The organism is Stenotrophomonas sp. GD03654 (assembly GCF_029845105.1).
Classification (GTDB): Bacteria; Pseudomonadota; Gammaproteobacteria; order Xanthomonadales; family Xanthomonadaceae; genus Stenotrophomonas; species Stenotrophomonas africana.
Genome location: NZ_JAOCLC010000085.1, coordinates 1 through 17261, shown reverse-complemented (window position 1 = coordinate 17261; position 17261 = coordinate 1). Strand labels below are relative to the sequence as shown.

The following is a 17261-nucleotide window of genomic DNA, read 5'->3' as shown; positions in this document are numbered from 1 at the left end:
AAAAACTACCACATGCGGCCACGACCGCGACGGCCGGGGCCGTCGCGCGTCAGCCCCGGCTCATGCCCCGTCGAAGCGGTACAGGTCCATGGCCAGGAAGCCAGCGTCGATGCCGGCATCGATGCGACGCGCACCGAAGCCGCCCTCGCCCGCCGCGCCCATCGCGAAGAACAGCGGCAGCAGGTGCTCGTCGGTCGGGTGCGCACGTTCGGCGAATGGCGCCTGCCGGCGGTAATCCAGCAGCGCCTGACGGTCATCAGCGGCCAGGCGCTGCTCCACCCATTCGATGAAGGGCCGGACGTACGGCGCTTCCTTGCCGTCCTGGTAGTCGCCCCAGTCGTGCAGGTTGTGGGTGATGCTGCCGGAGCCGACCAGCAGCACGCCCTGTTCGCGCAGCGGCGCCAGCGCGCGGCCCAGCGCGAACTGATGCTCGGGGCCGAGCAGCGGCTGGATCGACACCGGCACCACCGGGATGTCGGCCTGCGGGCGCAACAGCCGCAGCGGCACCCACGCACCGTGGTCCAGGCCACGCTGCGGGTCGAGCGCCACCGGCAGGCCGGCGGCAGCGATGCGGCCGGCCACCTCTTCGGCCAGCGCCGGGTCACCCGGCGCCGGGTACTGCAGTTCGAACAGCGCGCGCGGGAAGCCGCCGAAATCGTGGATGGTTGGCGGCTGCGGATGCGCCCCGACCAGCGGCTGCCGGCCCAGCCAGTGCGCCGAGGCCATCACGATGGCGCGCGGCGTGGGCAGGTCGCGCGCCAGCTCGGCCAGGCGCACGCCGACCTGGCCCGGATGCAGGGCAGTCATCGGCGAACCATGGGAGATGTACAGCGAAGGCAGGCGGGACATGGAATTCTCCAGTTGCAGGATCAGGCGGCGATCAGCGCGAACGCAGGGTCCACTTGCCGTCGCCAACCAGGAACAGCACCACCAGCGCCAGCGCCCAGAACGCCGGGTATTCCCAGCCGCCGCCAGCATTGGCGAAACCGAAGCCGTTGGCGCCGTGCACGGTGACGATGGTGCCCAGCAGCAGCGGCACGCCGACCAGGCCCACCCAGCGCGCGTAGACGCCCAGCAGCAGCGCGGCAGTGATCACCAGCTCGACGCCGATGGTGACGTAGCCAAGCACGCCGGGCAGCCCCAGCGACTCGAAGAACGCCGCCGTACCGGCCAGGGTGAACACCAGCAGCTTGGTCAGCGCATGGACCAGGAACAGCACGCCCAGGGCCAGGCGCAGCAGGGTGGCGCCATACGGCGCCAGCGGCGAAACAGGAGGGGTCGTGGCGTGCATCGGAAAGCACCTTGAAGGGAATGGGCACAGGTTATTGCGCCTTCACGGGCCGATAAATACGATCGTTTGACCGTATTTATTTCAGAAGGCGCAACAATGGACACCCTCGAGGCGATGCGCGTGTTCGTGGCGGTGGTCGAGCGCAACGGCTTCAGTGCCGCCGCCCAGGCCCTGGACATGTCCACCGCCGGCGTCACCCGCCAGGTCGCCGCACTGGAAAAGCGCCTGTCGACCCGCCTGCTCCACCGCACCACGCGCCGGGTCAGCCCGACCAGTGCCGGCGCCGCCTACTACGCCCAGTGCGTGCGCCTGCTGGCCGAGTTCGACGCACTGGAGGCCAGCATCGGCGCGCAGGCGCTGGAACCCTCGGGCACGCTGCGCATCAACGCACCGGTCAGCTGGGGCATCGCCCGCCTCGGCCCGTTGCTGGCCAGCTACCGCGAACGCTTCCCGCAGGTGGAACTGGACCTGGCCCTGTCCGACCGCCTGGTGGACATGGTCGAGGAAGGCTACGACGTGGCCATCCGCATCACCCGCGAGCCCAGCCCCACGCTGATCGCACGCCGCCTGGGCGAATCGCGGGTGAGCCTGTGCGCCGCGCCGTCCTACCTCGCCGCACACGGCACCCCGCAGACCCCGCAGGACCTGCAGGAACACGCGTGCCTGAGCTACAGCTACTGGGCCGCCGGCAACAACTGGCCGTTGCAGGGACCCGGCGGTGAAGTGAAGGTGGCAGTGAGCAGCCTGCTGCACGCCAACAACGGCGACGTGTTGCGCGAAGCCGCGATCGCCGGCATGGGCGTGATCCTGCAGCCGGACTTCCTGCTGGAAGACGCGCTGGCCGATGGTCGTCTGGTGCGCGTGCTGCCGGAGTGGGAGGCCTCGCCGATCGGCATCTTCGCGGTCTACACCAGCCGCAGCCACCTCGCGCCGAAGGTGCGCAGTTTCATCGACCATCTGGTGGAGGCCGGGGTGTAGCCGAGCCTGGCACTACCAGTTAGGCCACCACCTCATCCAGCGCGTCGATGATCCGTTCCAGCGGTGCCGGCCGCCCCAGCAGGTAACCCTGCACCTGGTCGCAACCGTGCGCAGCCAGCCAGTCCAGCTGCCCCGGCGTTTCCACGCCTTCGGCGATGATGGTCAGGCCCATGCTGTGGCCCAGCGACAACAGCGCGCGGCAGATCGAGGCATTGCGTGGATTGGTTTCCACATCGGCAACAAAACTGCGGTCGATCTTCAGGATGTCCAGCGGCAGGTGCTGCAGGTAGGACATGCTGGAATAGCCGGTGCCGAAGTCATCCAGCGACACACTGATGCCCTGCTCGTGCAGGCGCTGCATGCTCTGCATCGCCTGCGCCGGCTTGCGCATCAGGCTGCTTTCGGTCAGCTCCACGTGCAGTGCCCCGCGGGCCAGGCCGAACTCCTGCTGGGCGCGGGTGAACTCGGCCACCAGGTCGCTGTTGAAGAACTGCACGGCAGACACATTGACCGCGATCGGCAGCTCGCCCCAGCCGGCCTCGACCAGCCGCCGCTGCGCCTTGGCCGCCGCGCGGATCACCCAGCGGCCCAGCGCCAGGATCAAACCGGTCTCCTCGCACAGCTGGATGAACTCGTTGGGCGGAATGAAGCTGCCATCGGCCTGTGGCCAGCGCAGCAGCGCCTCCAATGCCGCCGGGCTGCCATCGCTGGCGTGCCGGATCGGCTGGAAGTACAGCTGGAACTCGTTGTCGATGGCGGCGTGGATGCGCCCGGCCAGACGCAGGCGATCGGCCAGGCGCGTGGTCACCGCCGCGTCGAACCAGACCACCACGTTGCCCTCGGCGCGCGCGGCGTGTGCGGCCTGCGCAGCCATGCCGATCACCTGCTCGGCCGAGTGGCCATCACCCGGCACATGCACGGCCACACCGATGCGCGGCTCGAACTGGTGCAGCGAATCCTTGCCCCGCATCGGTGCCGATACGATCTGCAGCAGATCGTCCAGCACGCGCTGGGTATCGTGCTCGTCCCCGATGGCGAACACGAAGTCCTCCGCCGGCTGGAACGCCAGCGTGCCACATCGCGCGCCCAGGCCACCGAGCCGGGTCGCCATCGACTGCAGCACCGCATCGCCAATCTCGCGGCCCAGCGTATCGGCCACCAGCTGCAGGCCGCGCAGCTGCACGAAGGCGATGGTGTAGCCCGCTTCCTGCTCGTCCAGCTGCTCGGTCAACGCGCGCACGTTGAGCAGGCCGGTGGCCGGGTTGTGCCGCGCCTGGTAGGCCAGGTCACGTTCGTAGGCCAGCCGCTCGCTGACATCCTCGGCCAGCACCAGGCACGCAGGCTGGCCATCGAAATCGAGCCGCGACAGATGGGCGCGCACTTCGAACACGCTGCCGTCCTTGCGCCGGTGCAGGCGCACGGTGGCGTCCTGCAGTTCGCCGACACGGGCCTTGGCGATCGCACCCTTCACCTCGTCCCAGCCTTCGCGCGGGCGGATGTCGAGGATGCTCATCGCCAGGAACTCTTCGCGGCTGAAGCCATACTGGCGCACGGCCGCATCGTTGACCTCGATGAAGCGCAGCGTGTCCGGATCGAACACCCAGAACGGCGCGGGGTTGCGGTCGAACAGCAGGCGGAAACGGCGCTCCACTTCGCTCATCTGCTCGCGGGCCTGGTAACGCTCGGTCAGATCGCTCAGCGCACCGATCATGCGCCGCTCGCTGTCGGCCACTTCCACCCGCTGCCCACGCGCGCCGACCCAGCGCACCTGGCCACCGGGCAGCACCAGGCGGAATACCTCGTCGAGTACCGCACCGCCGGCGAACGCCTGGTCGAAGGCCTGTTGCAGCCGTGCGGCATCATCGCGGTGCACGCGTGCGAAGAAATCCGCTACGGGCAGCGCATCGGTCTGCACGCCGAAAATCTCGCGGGCCAGTGGCGACCAGCGCAGCAGCGCGGCGTCCTCGTCCACATACCAGGTGCAGATGCGGCCCACCTGGTGGGCCAGGCGCAGCTCGGCGTGGCCTGCCTTCAGTTCCTCGGCCATCGACTGCTGGCGGCGGGTACTGCGGCGCACGGCATACAGCAGCACCAGCAGCACCACGATGTAGGCCAGCACGATCGCCACCGACGCCTGCAGGTACGGCCACCAGGGTGCCAGCACGTCCTCGTCGGCCAACCCGACCTGCACCGCCAGCGGACTGCGCTCCAGCGTGCTGATGGTGATGATGCGCGGCACCCCATCCACCGCGCCCGGCAGGCTGCCCAGCTCGACCACCGCCCGCTTGCCGAGCAGGTCGCGGCGCGGCAGATCGTAGCGGCGGCCGACCGTGCCATGTGGGTCGGGCACGCGGGCCAGCATGTAGCCTTCCGCGTCGCTGATCGAGACCAGTCCGTTGGGGCCAACATCGAGGCCACCGATGATGCGCTGCAGCTCACCGCAGCGCAGCCGTGCCAGCAGCCAGCGGTCGCCCGTCATCGGCAGCGCCAGCGGCACCACCCAGCCGTCGTTGCTGGCGCGCTGGGGTGGGCCGATGTACAGCGCGCTGCCGTGGCCACGGCGTTGCGTGTCGGTCCACAACGGCAGGTTCAGATCGCCCTTGCCGGTGGTGATCGAGCGGCCATGGCGATCAAGCACGACAATGCTGTGCAGTTCGGCATGGCGGCGCAGCACGCCGTCGATCGAGGCATCCAGCAGTGCCGGGGCCTGTGCGGGCACGCTGCGGAACAGTTCGGCGGCGTCGGCTGCGATGCCGGACATCGCCCGCTCAAGGTTGCGCAGCTCAAGCGCCAGCAGGCGCTCGCTGCCCACTGCCAGCGCGCGGCTCTGGCGCTGCGCGGCCTCCAGCCGGCGCTGGTGGTCGTTGATCAGCATGATGGCCAGGCCAGCCACCAGCAACACGCCCAGCAGCACTCCGCCCCAGGTAATGGCGCGCAGTGGCCGGGCCAACGCCCGTTTCAGCGCGGGCATCGGTTGATCTTCCTTGTGCTGTCGGCTGGCTTCATGCGCGAACGAATCCTCCACGTCCCCGACCTCAACGGCCGGCGGACGCCATTCTTGACGCCTGACCCGCCCCGCCATGGCTACCTCCCCGTGTCCGCGCAGGGCTCCTGTGGCCAGCATGCACCACGCCGGTGACGGCGTGAAGATCGTTTCCGCGCGTTCAGCCAGATCCTGCACAGGACCGGCGGCCCCCTGGGACGGCGGGCCGGGCCGGGGCGGATTAGACTTGGCGTTTTCCGCTGCAAGAGAAGTCCATGTCCAAGCTGCGCCGTCCCACCCTGGCACTGGCCATCGTTGCCAGCCTGTCCCTGGCCGCCTGCGACCGTCCGGCCGAACCGACGGCCGGCAACGCCGCGCCGGCCGATGCCGCGCCCGCTGCGGCCAAGCCGATGCTGGGCAGCTTCGGCTTTGATGCCAGCGGCATGGACCGCAGCATTGCCGCCGGCGACGACTTCTTCGGTTTCGCCAACGGCACCTGGGTCAAGAACACCGAGATCCCGGCCGACCGCTCGCGCTTCGGCAGCTTCAACGTCATCGCCGAGAAGACCCTGGCCGACACCCGCGCCATTCTCGAAGGCGCCGCCGGCAACACCCAGGCCAGCGGTGACGACAAGCTGATCGGCGACTACTACGCGGCTTACATGGACGAGGCCGGCATCGAGCAGCACGGCATCGCACCGGTGCAGCCGCAGCTGAAGGCCATCGAGGCCATCACCGACAAGGCCGGCCTGGCCCGCACCCTCGGCGGCGAAATGCGTGCCGACGTCGACCTGCTCAACGCCACCAATTTCTACACCGACCGCCTGTTCGGCCTGTGGGTGTCGGTGGACATGCTGCAGCCGGACCGCACCGCGCCCTACCTGGTGCAGGGTGGCCTGGGCATGCCGGACCGTGATTTCTACCTGGGCGGCGGCCGCATGGCCGAGCTGCGCAAGCAGTACCAGGCCTATATCGCGCAGATGCTGCAGCTGGCCGGCGTTGCCGACCCGGCCGGCAAGGCACAGCGCATCCTCGCGCTGGAGACCAAGATCGCGCAGGCGCATGCCACCCAGGAAGAAACCAACGACGTGACCAAGGGTGCCAACCCCTGGACCCAGGCCGACTTCAATGCCAAGGCGCCGGGCATGGACTGGAACGCCTTCCTCGATGCAGCCGCGCTGGGCAACCAGCAGGACTTCATCGTGTGGCAGCCCAAGGCGGTAGCCGGCCTTTCCAGGCTGGTCGCCACGGAGCCGCTGGACGCCTGGAAGGACTACCTGGCCTTCCACGCGCTGGACCGCGCCGCCGCCTACCTGCCGAAGAAGTTCGCCGATGCCCGCTTCGCCTTCCATGGCACCGCGCTGAGCGGCACGCCGCAGCAGAGCGACCGCTGGAAGCGCGCCGTGGATGACGCCAACCATGCGGTCGGCGAAGCCATCGGCAAGCGCTATGTCGAGAAGCACTTCGACGCCAAGACGAAGGAGCGCGCGGACGAGATGGCGAAGAACATCATCGCCGCCTTCGCCAAGCGCATCGATGCGCTGTCGTGGATGTCGCCGCAGACCAAGGCGCATGCCAAGGCCAAGGTGGCCGGCCTGACCGTGGGCATGGGGTATCCGGAGAAGTGGCGCGACTACACCGGCCTGGAGATCCGCCGCGATGACGCACTGGGCAACGCGCAGCGCGCCGAGCTGTTCGAATACCAGCGCAACATCGCCAAGCTGGGCAAACCGGTCGACCACAGCGAGTGGGCGATGCTGCCGCAGACCATCAATGCGATGAACGTGCCGCTGGAAAACCGCCTGGTGTTCCCGGCCGCGATCCTGCAGCCGCCGTTCTTCGATGGCGCCGCCGACGATGCGGTGAACTACGGTGCGATCGGCGCGGTGATCGGCCACGAGATCAGCCACGGCTTCGACAACGCCGGCGCGCTGTTCGACGAGACCGGCAAGCTGCACAACTGGTGGACCGCCGAGGACCTGAAGCAGTTCAACGCGGCCGGTGATGCGCTGGCTGCACAGTTCAGCAGCTACGAACCGTTCCCGGGCGTGCATGTGAACGGCAAGCTGACCCTGGGCGAGAACATCGCCGACGTGGCCGGCCTGGGCACCGCCTACGACGCCTACCAGCTGTCGCTGCAAGGCAAGCCGGGCCAGACCCTGGAAGGCTTCACCCCGGACCAGCGCTTCTTCCTCGGCTTCGCCCAGGCGTGGCGCAGCAAGAGCCGCGAGCAGGCGCTGCGCAACTCGCTGCTGACCGATGTGCATGCACCGGGCCAGTTCCGCGCACTGACCGTACGCAACATCGACGCCTGGTATCCGGCGTTCGAAGTGAAGGAAGGCCAGAAGCTGTACCTGGCCCCGGACAAGCGGGTCAAGGTGTGGTGATGTAACGCGAACGGGCGCCGCAAGGCGCCCGTTTCATTTCCGGGCAACGGCCAACCTTGGTTGGCGAATGCCCCGCTCGGGTGGATGCCGACCTTGGTCGGCCTATCTGCAGGTCTACAAGACTACAAGCCATCCACGCATGGCGTGGATCTACCGGCGGGTGGTGGCAATCACCAGCGTGGCGACCATGGCAAGCCCGGCCGCGGCCCACAGATTCGCATGCAGGCCCACGCCATCCAGCAGTCGTCCCCCGCTCCACGCGCCCATTGCGATGCCGATGTTGAACACACCCACATACAACGCGGTGGCGACCTCCACGGCCTGCGGCACCGCTCTCATCATCCAGCTCATCAGGCCCACCGACACACCGCCATAGGCAAGGCCCCACAGCAGCAGCACCGCGATGCCAGCGGACGGTGTGCTTCCCACCCACAGGAACAGCAGAGGCGTCAGCAGCAGGCCAGACGCGATCGCCAGCAACGTACCGCGCGGATGGCGCGCAGCCAGCGGCCCCGCGATGAAGTTGCCCGCAATGCCAGCCAAACCATAGGCGAACAACAACGCGCCGATCCACGACGCATCCATGCTCGATACAGACGTCAGCAGCGGCCTCACGTAGGTAAAGGCAACGAAGTGCCCGGCTACCAGCAGCAGGGTCAGCCACAGCCCGCGTTGCAGGCCCCGGTGGCCAAGCTGCTGCACGAACTGCTGCGGCCGTACGGATGTACTGACTGGCAACGCAGGCACCACCCGCAGATGCAGCAGCATCACCGCCGCACTGAACAACGCCATCGCCACGAACGCGCTGCGCCAACCCAATGCATCTCCGATCAGCGCGCCCAGCGGAACGCCCAGCACCGATGCCGCGGCCACGCCTCCGAAGATGATCGAGGTGGCCAGGCCGATGCGCTGCGCAGGTACCAGGCGCGCTGCCAGCCCACCGGCGATGGCCCAGATGCCGCCCATGCAGAACCCCACCAGCACCCGCGCGGCCAGCAGCCAGCCGATGCCTGGTGCCAGCGCCGACGCAAGGTTGGCGGCCAGCAGCAGCCCCAGCAACGCACACAGGATGCGACGACGATCGATGCCACCAGCCGCGATCACCACCAGCGGTGCGAACAGTGCCGCCAGCAGTGCCGGCAGCGAGATCATCAGGCCGGCGGTGCCGGTGGACGCGCCGAGATCTTCGGCGATCGGGGTCAGCAGGCCCACCGGCAGCATTTCGGTGGTGATCACCGAGAACGTGGCGAGGCCGATGGCGGAAACCGCCCACCACGGATGACGAGGCACGGGCGCGGCATGCGCAGGCGATGAAGCGCTCACGGGATGATTCCTTCAGGGGATGTGGGCGCCGCAGACGGGCGCAGCGCACGTTGCGCGAGCACGGCGGACAGCACCACACCACCGCCTGCGACCAGCGCAACGACAAAGCCGCTGCGCACGCCCCCCGCATCGACGCTCTGCCCGGACAGCGCCGCGCCCAGCGCCACGCCGATGTTCAAACCGGCCAGCAACCAGGTCATGCCCTCGGTCAGGCGCGATTCGGGTACGTGCTGTTCGACCAGCGACATCGCCACGATCATCGTCGGCGCGAAGAACGCTCCGGCCAGCAGCACGGCAATGGCCAGCGCCGGCAGGTCGCCGACCCACAGCAGTGGCAACGTGGTCAGTGCGGTGGCCGCTGCTCCGATCAGCAACAGGCGCTGCAACGGTGCCTGCAGCTTCAGCGCACCGAACAGCAGGCCCGCTGCGCAGCTGCCCAGCGCATAGGCCGACAGCACCGCACTGGCGGCAAGCGGCTGCCCCCGCTGTTCGGCGAAGGCCACGCTGGTGACGTCGACGGTGCCGACAATCACGCCCATCGCCAGCATCAGCAACGCCAGCAGGCGGATCTCCGTGCGCCGCAGCAGCGAGCGCGGGGATGTTGCACCTTCGTGCTGCTGCAGTGGCGGCTCGGTACCCCGCTGCAGTACCAGTGCGGCGACGCCGACCACCAGCAGCAGGGCGGCCGCCAGCACCCCAGCCTGTGGCCATACCGCCACCGACAATCCGACTGACAACGGTGGCCCGACGATGAAGGTCACCTCGTCGAACACGGTCTCCAGCGAGTACGCGGTCTGCAGCTGCGGGCGTCCGCGATGGATCGCGGTCCAGCGCGCGCGCACCATCGCCGACACGCTGGGCATGCAACCGGCCAGCATCGCCGCAATGAACAGCGCCCAGTCCGGCGCGGCCAGCAGCGTGCACGCGAGCAGCAACAGCAGACCGGCCGCACTGACCGCCGTGGCCCACGGCAGCACCCGGCCCTGCCCGTGCCGGTCGACCCAGCGCGACACCTGCGGCGACAGCAACGCGTAGGTCAGCACGAAGGTGGCCGACACCGCACCGGCCAAGGCATAGCTGCCGTGCAGCTGGGACAGCAGGGTGATGATGCCGATACCGGTCATCGGCAGCGGCAGGCGTGCCAGCAGCCCGGCCAGGGCGAGGCCGGCGGTGCCGGGGGCCGCGAACAGGTCGCGATAGGGGGTGGCCATCAGGTTCTCCAGGGCAGCGACTTGCCTGGCGCACGGGGCGCCACGACAATACATACAGAGCGTATGAATAAGAGGCTACATTCATACGCATCGTATGTAAATAATCATGCACTGCGTATGTAAGGAGCTCCGTATGGTTCGTCGCACCCGCGCCGAGATGGAAGAAACCCGCGCCACCCTGCTGACCACCGCCCGCCGGGTGTTCAGCGCGCATGGCTATGCCGCCACCTCGATGGACGATCTGACCGCCCAGGCCGGGCTGACCCGCGGCGCGCTTTACCACCACTTCGGCGACAAGAAGGGTCTGCTGGCGGCTGTCGTCGCCCAGCTCGATGCAGAGACCGACCAGCGCCTGCAGGCAATCAGTGATACCGCCGACGATGCCTGGGAGGGCTTCGTGCAGCGTTGTCGTGCCTATCTTGAGATGGCGCTGGAGCCAGAGATCCAGCGCATCGTGCTGCGCGATGCGCGTGCAGTGCTGGGTGGCGCCTCACCGGAATCGCAGCGCCACTGCGTGCACTCGATGCAGCACCTGATCGAACAGCTGGCTGCCCAGGGCGTGGTGGCGCCGGTGGATGCACAGGCGCTGGCGTCGCTGATCTACGGCAGCCTGGCCGAGGCCGCGTTCTGGATTGCAGAGGGCGAGGATGGCGGCGCGCGCCTGCGGCAGGCGACGGCGGCGCTGGAGATGCTGTTGCGTGGGTTGAAGTCGGCCGGGTGAAGCCCATCCACGCATGGCGTGGATCTACGGCGGCATCCGCTCTGGTGGAGGCCAACCTTGGTTGGCGCTTCTGCGGCACCGCGCGCAATGCGTGCCAACCAAGGTTGGCACCTACCTGAGAGCGGTGGGCCACTCGCGCAACACTGACACCGGCACGCCCATCCGCGTGCAGGCGCGGCTGGCCAGGCCATCGGGCAGTGCGCGGCGGAACAGCGGCGCCATGCCCTGCATCAGCTTCGCCGACGCTGCAGCCTGCGCACGCTGGCGGGCATTGCGTTCCAGCATGCCCTCGGCCCAGTCCGGCAGCAGCGCCGCACCGGCGCCGAGGAACACTTCGCGCGACAGCCCCGGCACCGGTACCGGCAAGCGCACGCCGGACAACACCTCCAGCACTTCGCGCGAGCGCTCATCCACACGCAGTTCCGGTTGCCGCGCGCAGAAGTACGCCGCCACTTCCGCCTCACTGCGGGGCACATCCACCGCACCCAGTGCCTCGGCCACGCAGCGGTATTCGTCATAGTAACGATCGGCCATGTGCGCCGGCACCTCGCGTCCGTACCGACGGAAGCCCTGCAGGAAACCAAACGCTTCTGTCACGTGCACCCAGGTCAGCAGTTGCGGATCATCGGCGGCATAGGCCTCGCCCTGCGCGGTCTGGCCGCGGATCTGCGCATGGATGCGGCGTACCTTCGCCACCAGCGTCTCCACTTCGCCGGCAGGCGCATAGCTGGTGCCGGCAACGAAGGCGGTGGTGCGGCGCAGGCGTCCCACCAGGTCCTGGCGGAAGTTGGAATGGTCGTAGACTCCGGCCAGCGCGCGCGGGTGCAGGGTCTGCAGCATCAGCGCGCACAGGCCACCGGCCAGCATCGACGGGAATTCCGCATGCAGTCGCCAGGTGACGCTGTCCGGGCCGAACCAGCCCGGGTCACCCAGCGGGTGGTCGTAATCGATGCCGCTCTGGCCACGCGGGAAGGCCTCCAGGACCCAGCGCCGGATCGGCGCGGTCACGGGGCGGGAGAGTCGCTGCAGCAAAGCCGGCATCACAGGTCCAGGAAAGGCGGAAGAACGGCCACGCCTTGCGCGGTCGGCCCCGATTCTGGTCGATCACGACGCCGACGGCGAGCCTCCGCGCTCAGCTACGGTTTCATGTGCGGCCGCAGCACGTTTCACCCTGCGACATCCTGTCGCAGGCTGCGGTCGTGATGCTGCAGTGCACCAACATTCACCCATTCAGACAAAACCCTTACGCCGCTAGGCATTGCGCCCATTGCGCGGCTCGCTGGAAGTGCTAGAACTGAACCCGCCACACCGTCCAACGCTGATCGACGCACGTTCCACAAGGAGCCAGCCATGATTGCTTTGTTCAAGGGTTTGGGAATTCTGCTTCGCGACAACGAGCTCTACAGCAGCCCGTTCGACAAACAGGTTGCGCATTGGCGCAATCTCAGCGAGCAGCAGATCCGCGATGAAGTGGCGGTGCTGGCGCAGGCCAAGTGCCAATGGCTGATCGCCTCGATCGTCGGCTGGCAGGCAGCCTCGCTGCTGATTCTTGGCCTGATTGCCAACTACCTGTGGCGTGACGACTTCCATATCACGTTCACCCGCGTGGTAGTTGTGTTCGGCTCGTGGGTCTCGATTCTGTTCGTGATCTGGTTCATGGCCAACATGTTCGATCAGCAGGCCGGTTTCGAACGTTGGATGAAGGCGTTCAACAGCCGCGCTCGCATCAGCTCCAAGGCCGACAGCGTCGAGCACGTGGCCGAGGCGCTGGAGTTGGCCGAGCACTATCCGGAAGTGCTGGACTACAAGCAGGCGGTCACCGCCAGGCGCGAACTGCGCCATGAGGACATCCGCATCATGACCGAGATCGGGCGCATGAAGCAGCACTCAGAACTGGTCGGTCGCCTCAACCATGTCGGCGAGAACGAGCACCACCATGACCTGACACTGCAGCCTGCCTACTGACCCTTCAGGGAAGCGGGGGGGACCCACAATGCCACCGTGATCACTCACGGTGGCATTGTTCTATCGGTTCTTCGCTGACGCATTGGGCGAAGCCCTTCGGCAGGTCACTGAACTCCCGGGTGGTGCCGGCCGCCAACGCGAACGACCGTATCGGCGCTTTCGCACAGGCGGCGTCAGGACGACAGGCCGGATCCAGCACCAGGTAATGGCACTGACCGCTGCGGCTGGCCATGCACTCGAAACGCGCCACGCCATTCACTACCGTGCGCTTGCTGTACAGCGTGTCCACCCCATTGGCCGTGGTGCGGGTGATCGCGGTTTCTGTGGACTTCTGGCAACCGGAAATTGCCAATGCGGCGAGGCCTACGAGCAGGAAAAAACGCATGCAATGCTCCTGGTAGCGGAAGGTGCGGCGCGGCTACATGCCGCGGAACAGGCTCATGAATGGTTGGCTGACCACCAGCGTCTCGGCACGCCCCCGCAGCCGCAGCACGCCGCGGCCGGTGTCGTCGCGGCTGACCGCCGCCACCGCCTTCATGTTGACGATGGTCGAGCGATGGATCTGGCGGAAGTGCTGCGGATCGAGCACGTCCAGCAGTTCGCGCAACGGCGTGCGCAGCAGGCTCTCACCGGCCGCGGTCACCACGGTGGTGTACTTGTTGTCGGCGCGGAAATAGGCCACGTCCTCCAGCATGATCAACTGCGTCTCGCGGCCGTTGCTGGCGGTGATCCAGGCCAAGGGGGGGCGCTCGGCAGCGCCCTGCGATGGCCCCAGCCGCTGCAGCAGACGTTCGAGCACGGCATCGTCCTGGCGCGTTGATGGCAGCCGCGACAGGATGCGTTCGCGCGTGGCCAGCAGGCGCTCGTCGCTGACCGGCTTCAGCAGGTAATCCATCGCGCCCTGCTCGAACGCGTCGATGGCGTACTGGTCGTAGGCGGTGACGAACACCACCTGGGTACGCGGACTCAGCTCGGACAGCGAACGCGCCACCTCGATACCACTGATGCCGGGCATGCGGATATCGAGGAAGGCAATGTCCGGCTGTTTCTCGGCCAACTGTTCCAGCGCACTGGCGCCATCCTCGCACTCGGCCACCAGCCTCAGGTCCGGCCACAGCCGGCGCAGCTGTTCCACCAGTGAGTGCCGGAGCAGTTCTTCATCTTCAGCAATCAGCGCTTCAAGCGGCATGGCTGCGCTCCTTGTTCGACTGCGGCAGGGTCATGGTCGCGGCCACGCCGCTGGGGAAGTTGGCGACGATCGCCACACCGGCCTGCTCGCCGCAGGTCAGGCGCAGGCGCTCGCGCAGATTCTTCAGGCCGATGCCGGTGCCGCTGGTGCCCTGGCCGAAGCCGAGGCCATCGTCGGCCACGGTCACGGTCACATGGTCATCAAAGCCACGCGCCAGGATCCAGATCGTGCCACCGCCGGGCTTGGGTTCCAGGCCATGCTTGATCGCGTTCTCCACCAGCGTCTGCAGCGCCATCGCCGGCAGGTGCACGCCGTGCAGTTCGTTGGGCACCTGCACTTCCACTGCCAGCCGCGCGCCCATGCGGATACGCAGAATCTCCAGGTAGGCGCGGGTGCGCTCCAGCTCCACGCCCAGCGTGGACACCGATTCGTCCACCTGCGGCAACGAGCTGCGCAGGTACTGGATCAGGTGGCCGAGCATCTGTTCGGCACGCGCCGGGTCGGTGCGGGTCAGCACCTGCGCGTTGGCCAGCGTGTTGTACAGGAAGTGCGGTTCCACCTGCGCGTGCAGCAGATTCAAGCGCGCCACCGACAGCTCCTTCTCTACCTGGGTCTGTTCGGCGGCGGCCTGCTCATCGCGACGCTGGTCGGCCACGCGGCGGCTGATCGCACGGGTGACCGCTTCGGCGTTCTCGAAGTTGCTGCCCTCGTCCAGCGCCAGCAGGTCGGCCCACCAGCCCGCATCCGGTTCAAACAGCAGGGTGACGGTGCTGGTGCCCTGCCCTGGCGTGACCGTGGCCAGCACGCTGTTGCGCTTGATCGCCAGCCGCGCCGGCAGGTTCCAGCGCGAGGGCTGGCGGCCATTCCAGAGGTCGACCCGGCGAACGTAAGCGCGCACCTGCAGGCTGCCGGCCGAACTCTCAACGTCTTCGACACGCGGCAGCTCGGCGATCGCCGCTTCCACCACGGCGTAGGCTTGGCCGGCATCCATCGGCAGTTCCACCTGGCGGCGCTGGCGCCCGGACAACGTGGTCGAATCCAGCCGTCCGGCAACCAGCCAGACCCGGCGTATATGGGTGATTGCGCTGCCCAGCGCGGAGATCATCAGGAACATCGCCAGCAGGCCGAAGACCCAGCCCGGGCCGTCGTTCATGCCGCTGAAGATGCCGCTCCAGACCATGCCGGCGACGAACAGCGCCGCAGCCCAGGCCAGCAGGTGACGGAACATCAGAGAGAGGCTGGCGAACACGGCGGCGCCTTGGAGGAAGGGGGTGAGCCGAGCATAGGGCGGCCCGCCGGGCAAACAAGCGGGCTGCGACGAAGGGCCGGAATCCGGGGATGGAAGCTGTTACGGAAACGCCGGGCATGGCCCGGCGTTTCCCCGGAGGGGCAATGCCGGCCAGCGGCCGGCACTACCGAACGCCGTTATTTGCGCTGGTCGGCGCTGGCGTCACGCACGGCGCGGAACGACTCGTCCCGGCTCCAGTTCGGCCAGCTGCGCGAGTTGGCCAGCTGGTTGCCCAGCGTGTACAGCACTTCCAGGTCGCGGGCGGCACCGGCGAACACCCAGTCCGGCTGCCACTCGTCGCCCTGCTGGTGGTAGCGCTTGGCGGTGTAGTCCTCGGACGCCTTCTTGCCTGCGGCCACGCCGCCGTCCACCCAGTCCTGGCCAGCCGACCAGGACAGCGCCGGCACGCCACGCTTGGCGAACGGGAAGTGATCGGAGCGGAAGAACAGGCCGGCTTCCGGCTTCGGGTCCGGCGTGTAGCGGATATCCCAGCCCTTGGCCACGTCCTTCAGCTGGTCCAGCAGTTCGAAGCGCGCGGCACCGTAGATGCCGAAATCACGCGACGGACCGAACGGCGCCATGCCGTCCATGTTGATCACCGCTACGGTCTTTTCCAGCGGATACAGCGGATGAGTGGCGTAGTACTCCGAACCCAGCAGGCCCTTTTCCTCGGCAGTGACCGCCAGGAACACCACCGAGCGCTGCGGGCGCTTCTGCTTGGCAAAGCCGCGCGCCAGCTCGATCAGCGAGGCGGTACCGCTGGCGTTGTCCAGTGCGCCGTTGAAGATGCGGTCGCCACGCGCATCCGGCTCACCCACGCCGATGTGGTCCCAGTGCGCGCTGTAGATGATCGTCTCGTCCGGGTGGCTGCTGCCTTCCAGGCGCGCGGCCACGTTGTGCGAGGTAATCACTTCGGTCTTCACCGCGTACTTCGCGTCCAGGCTGGCGCCGGTCAGCGGCACCGGGGTGAAGTCGCGCTGCTGCGCCTTCTTCTTCAGCGCCTCGAAGTCCTGGCCGGCCGAGCGGAACAGCTCCACCGCCAGATCGCGCTGGATCCAGCCTTCCAGCAGCGGGTGGCTGTCGGCCGGGTTGTCGCGCACCACATCGAACATGGTGTTGGTATTGGAACCGGCCACGGTGGCCCAGCCGTACGACGCCGGGGCGGTCTCGTGCACGATCAGCACGCCCAGCGCCCCCTGGCGGGCGCCTTCTTCGTACTTGTAGGTCCAACGACCGTAGTAGGTCATGCCCTTGCCGTCGAAATCACCCTGGCCCGTCTCGAAGTCCGGGTCGTTGATCAGCACGACGGCGATCTTGCCCTTCAGGTCCACGCCCTTGAAGTCGTCCCAGTTGCGCTCCGGGGCCTTCACACCATAGCCGAGGAACACCAGCGGGGCCTTGCTGATGTCGACGTTGCTGGCGCCATTCATGGCGGCGCGCACGGCGATCTGCTTGCCCTGCTCCAGCGCAACGGTCTTGCCGCCCTGGTGCAGCGCCAGCTGCGGTGCGCCGACGATGTCGCCCTTGCGCAGCGGCACGGCCTGGGTCCACAGGCGCTTGCCGTCCTTGAGGTCACCGCCGGGCTGCAGGCCGGCATCGGCGAACTGCTTGCTGAGATAGGCGATGGTCTTCTCTTCGCCGGCGGTGGCCGGCGAGCGGCCTTCGTAGGCGTCGGAGGCCAGTTCCTTGACGTCGGCGGAGATCCGCGCACCGTCGAATTTCGGGGTGGCCGCCATCAGTGCGCTCGACACCGACAGGGCCAGCACGCCCAGTACCACTCGTTTCATTGCTCTCTCCAGCAGGGAAATCCTTCTGGAGTGTAATGGGATTCGGCAGGGCTGCGCCCTGCACCTGCCGAAACAACGGCAACAGCCGAAGCAACAGCAAAAGCTGGTTTCCTGAGGGTAGGCGGGGTGGGTCCGGTT

The 17261-nt window shown here is 67.7% G+C and carries 14 protein-coding genes; 4 read left to right on the top strand and 10 right to left on the bottom strand.

The genetic code is table 11. The features are described 5' to 3' along the window. Nucleotides 1–60: 60 nt before the first annotated feature. Both N5J73_RS21620 and N5J73_RS21615 read right to left on the bottom strand, forming a co-directional pair. On the bottom strand, nt 61–849 hold the full coding sequence (locus N5J73_RS21620; RefSeq protein WP_049443501.1) for a class III extradiol ring-cleavage dioxygenase: 789 nt from the start codon (nt 847–849) through the stop codon (nt 61–63). A gap of 31 nt (nt 850–880) precedes the next feature. Further along, nucleotides 881–1291: a DoxX family protein gene (locus N5J73_RS21615; RefSeq protein ID WP_049443503.1), complete on the bottom strand. Its 411-nt coding sequence runs from the start codon at nt 1289–1291 to the stop codon at nt 881–883. A gap of 96 nt (nt 1292–1387) precedes the next feature. On the opposite strand from N5J73_RS21615, the gene N5J73_RS21610 reads away from it, so the two are divergent. Next, nucleotides 1388–2269, top strand: a complete 882-nt coding sequence (locus N5J73_RS21610; RefSeq protein ID WP_049443505.1) for a LysR family transcriptional regulator — start codon at nt 1388–1390, stop codon at nt 2267–2269. Nucleotides 2270–2288: 19 nt separating this feature from the next. On the opposite strand, the gene N5J73_RS21605 is transcribed toward N5J73_RS21610, so the two are convergent. Next, entirely contained in the window at nt 2289–5351 is a 3063-nt protein-coding gene (locus N5J73_RS21605) for an EAL domain-containing protein (RefSeq protein WP_049443506.1), read from the bottom strand. Nucleotides 5352–5527: 176 nt separating this feature from the next. On the opposite strand from N5J73_RS21605, the gene N5J73_RS21600 reads away from it, so the two are divergent. After that, entirely contained in the window at nt 5528–7639 is a 2112-nt protein-coding gene (locus N5J73_RS21600) for a M13 family metallopeptidase (RefSeq protein ID WP_099589379.1), read from the top strand. Nucleotides 7640–7789: 150 nt separating this feature from the next. Here the strand turns inward: N5J73_RS21600 and N5J73_RS21595 are convergent, their stop codons facing one another. Together N5J73_RS21595 and N5J73_RS21590 are read right to left on the bottom strand one after the other, a co-directional pair. Next, on the bottom strand, nt 7790–8962 hold the full coding sequence (locus tag N5J73_RS21595) for an MFS transporter (RefSeq protein WP_049443510.1): 1173 nt from the start codon (nt 8960–8962) through the stop codon (nt 7790–7792). After that, the gene (locus tag N5J73_RS21590; RefSeq protein WP_049443512.1) at nt 8959–10173 is read right to left on the bottom strand and encodes an MFS transporter; all 1215 of its coding nucleotides are present in this window, start codon (nt 10171–10173) and stop codon (nt 8959–8961) included. Before N5J73_RS21590 ends, N5J73_RS21595 begins: the two co-directional genes overlap by 4 nt. Before the next feature lie 133 nt (nt 10174–10306). Between N5J73_RS21590 and N5J73_RS21585 the strand changes: the two genes are divergently transcribed. Next, nucleotides 10307–10894 (top strand): TetR family transcriptional regulator, encoded by a 588-nt coding sequence (locus N5J73_RS21585; protein WP_049443514.1) that lies wholly within the window; start codon nt 10307–10309, stop codon nt 10892–10894. 111 nt (nt 10895–11005) lie between these two features. On the opposite strand, the gene N5J73_RS21580 is transcribed toward N5J73_RS21585, so the two are convergent. Further along, on the bottom strand, nt 11006–11935 hold the full coding sequence (locus N5J73_RS21580) for an oxygenase MpaB family protein (protein WP_049443516.1): 930 nt from the start codon (nt 11933–11935) through the stop codon (nt 11006–11008). A 309-nt stretch (nt 11936–12244) separates the two neighbouring features. Here N5J73_RS21580 and N5J73_RS21575 point away from each other — a divergent pair, with 309 nt between their 5' ends. Beyond that, nucleotides 12245–12859, top strand: coding sequence for a hypothetical protein (locus N5J73_RS21575; protein ID WP_049443519.1), 615 nt, complete (start codon nt 12245–12247; stop codon nt 12857–12859). Nucleotides 12860–12899: 40 nt separating this feature from the next. On the opposite strand, the gene N5J73_RS21570 is transcribed toward N5J73_RS21575, so the two are convergent. The 4 genes from N5J73_RS21570 to N5J73_RS21555 form a co-directional block, all read right to left on the bottom strand. Beyond that, entirely contained in the window at nt 12900–13244 is a 345-nt protein-coding gene (locus tag N5J73_RS21570; RefSeq protein WP_049443521.1) for a hypothetical protein, read from the bottom strand. Nucleotides 13245–13277: 33 nt separating this feature from the next. After that, nucleotides 13278–14048 (bottom strand): LytTR family DNA-binding domain-containing protein, encoded by a 771-nt coding sequence (locus tag N5J73_RS21565; RefSeq protein ID WP_049443523.1) that lies wholly within the window; start codon nt 14046–14048, stop codon nt 13278–13280. Then, on the bottom strand, nt 14038–15297 hold the full coding sequence (locus N5J73_RS21560) for a histidine kinase (RefSeq protein WP_049443525.1): 1260 nt from the start codon (nt 15295–15297) through the stop codon (nt 14038–14040). The genes N5J73_RS21565 and N5J73_RS21560 overlap by 11 nt, the downstream gene beginning before the upstream one ends. 176 nt (nt 15298–15473) lie before the next feature. Beyond that, nucleotides 15474–17123, bottom strand: coding sequence for a M28 family metallopeptidase (locus tag N5J73_RS21555; protein ID WP_049443527.1), 1650 nt, complete (start codon nt 17121–17123; stop codon nt 15474–15476). Nucleotides 17124–17261: the final 138 nt, after the last annotated feature.

What these genes read in the sequence shown, in the direction of transcription:
- N5J73_RS21620 (WP_049443501.1), bottom strand. Translation starts at nt 849, where the DNA reads ATGTCCCGCCTGCCTTCGCTGTACATCTCCCATGGTTCGCCGATGACT.
- N5J73_RS21615 (WP_049443503.1), bottom strand. Translation starts at nt 1,291, where the DNA reads ATGCACGCCACGACCCCTCCTGTTTCGCCGCTGGCGCCGTATGGCGCC.
- N5J73_RS21610 (WP_049443505.1), top strand. Translation starts at nt 1,388, where the DNA reads ATGGACACCCTCGAGGCGATGCGCGTGTTCGTGGCGGTGGTCGAGCGC.
- N5J73_RS21605 (WP_049443506.1), bottom strand. Translation starts at nt 5,351, where the DNA reads ATGGCGGGGCGGGTCAGGCGTCAAGAATGGCGTCCGCCGGCCGTTGAG.
- N5J73_RS21600 (WP_099589379.1), top strand. Translation starts at nt 5,528, where the DNA reads ATGTCCAAGCTGCGCCGTCCCACCCTGGCACTGGCCATCGTTGCCAGC.
- N5J73_RS21590 (WP_049443512.1), bottom strand. Translation starts at nt 10,173, where the DNA reads ATGGCCACCCCCTATCGCGACCTGTTCGCGGCCCCCGGCACCGCCGGC.
- N5J73_RS21585 (WP_049443514.1), top strand. Translation starts at nt 10,307, where the DNA reads ATGGTTCGTCGCACCCGCGCCGAGATGGAAGAAACCCGCGCCACCCTG.
- N5J73_RS21580 (WP_049443516.1), bottom strand. Translation starts at nt 11,935, where the DNA reads ATGCCGGCTTTGCTGCAGCGACTCTCCCGCCCCGTGACCGCGCCGATC.
- N5J73_RS21575 (WP_049443519.1), top strand. Translation starts at nt 12,245, where the DNA reads ATGATTGCTTTGTTCAAGGGTTTGGGAATTCTGCTTCGCGACAACGAG.
- N5J73_RS21570 (WP_049443521.1), bottom strand. Translation starts at nt 13,244, where the DNA reads ATGCGTTTTTTCCTGCTCGTAGGCCTCGCCGCATTGGCAATTTCCGGT.
- N5J73_RS21565 (WP_049443523.1), bottom strand. Translation starts at nt 14,048, where the DNA reads ATGCCGCTTGAAGCGCTGATTGCTGAAGATGAAGAACTGCTCCGGCAC.
- N5J73_RS21555 (WP_049443527.1), bottom strand. Translation starts at nt 17,123, where the DNA reads ATGAAACGAGTGGTACTGGGCGTGCTGGCCCTGTCGGTGTCGAGCGCA.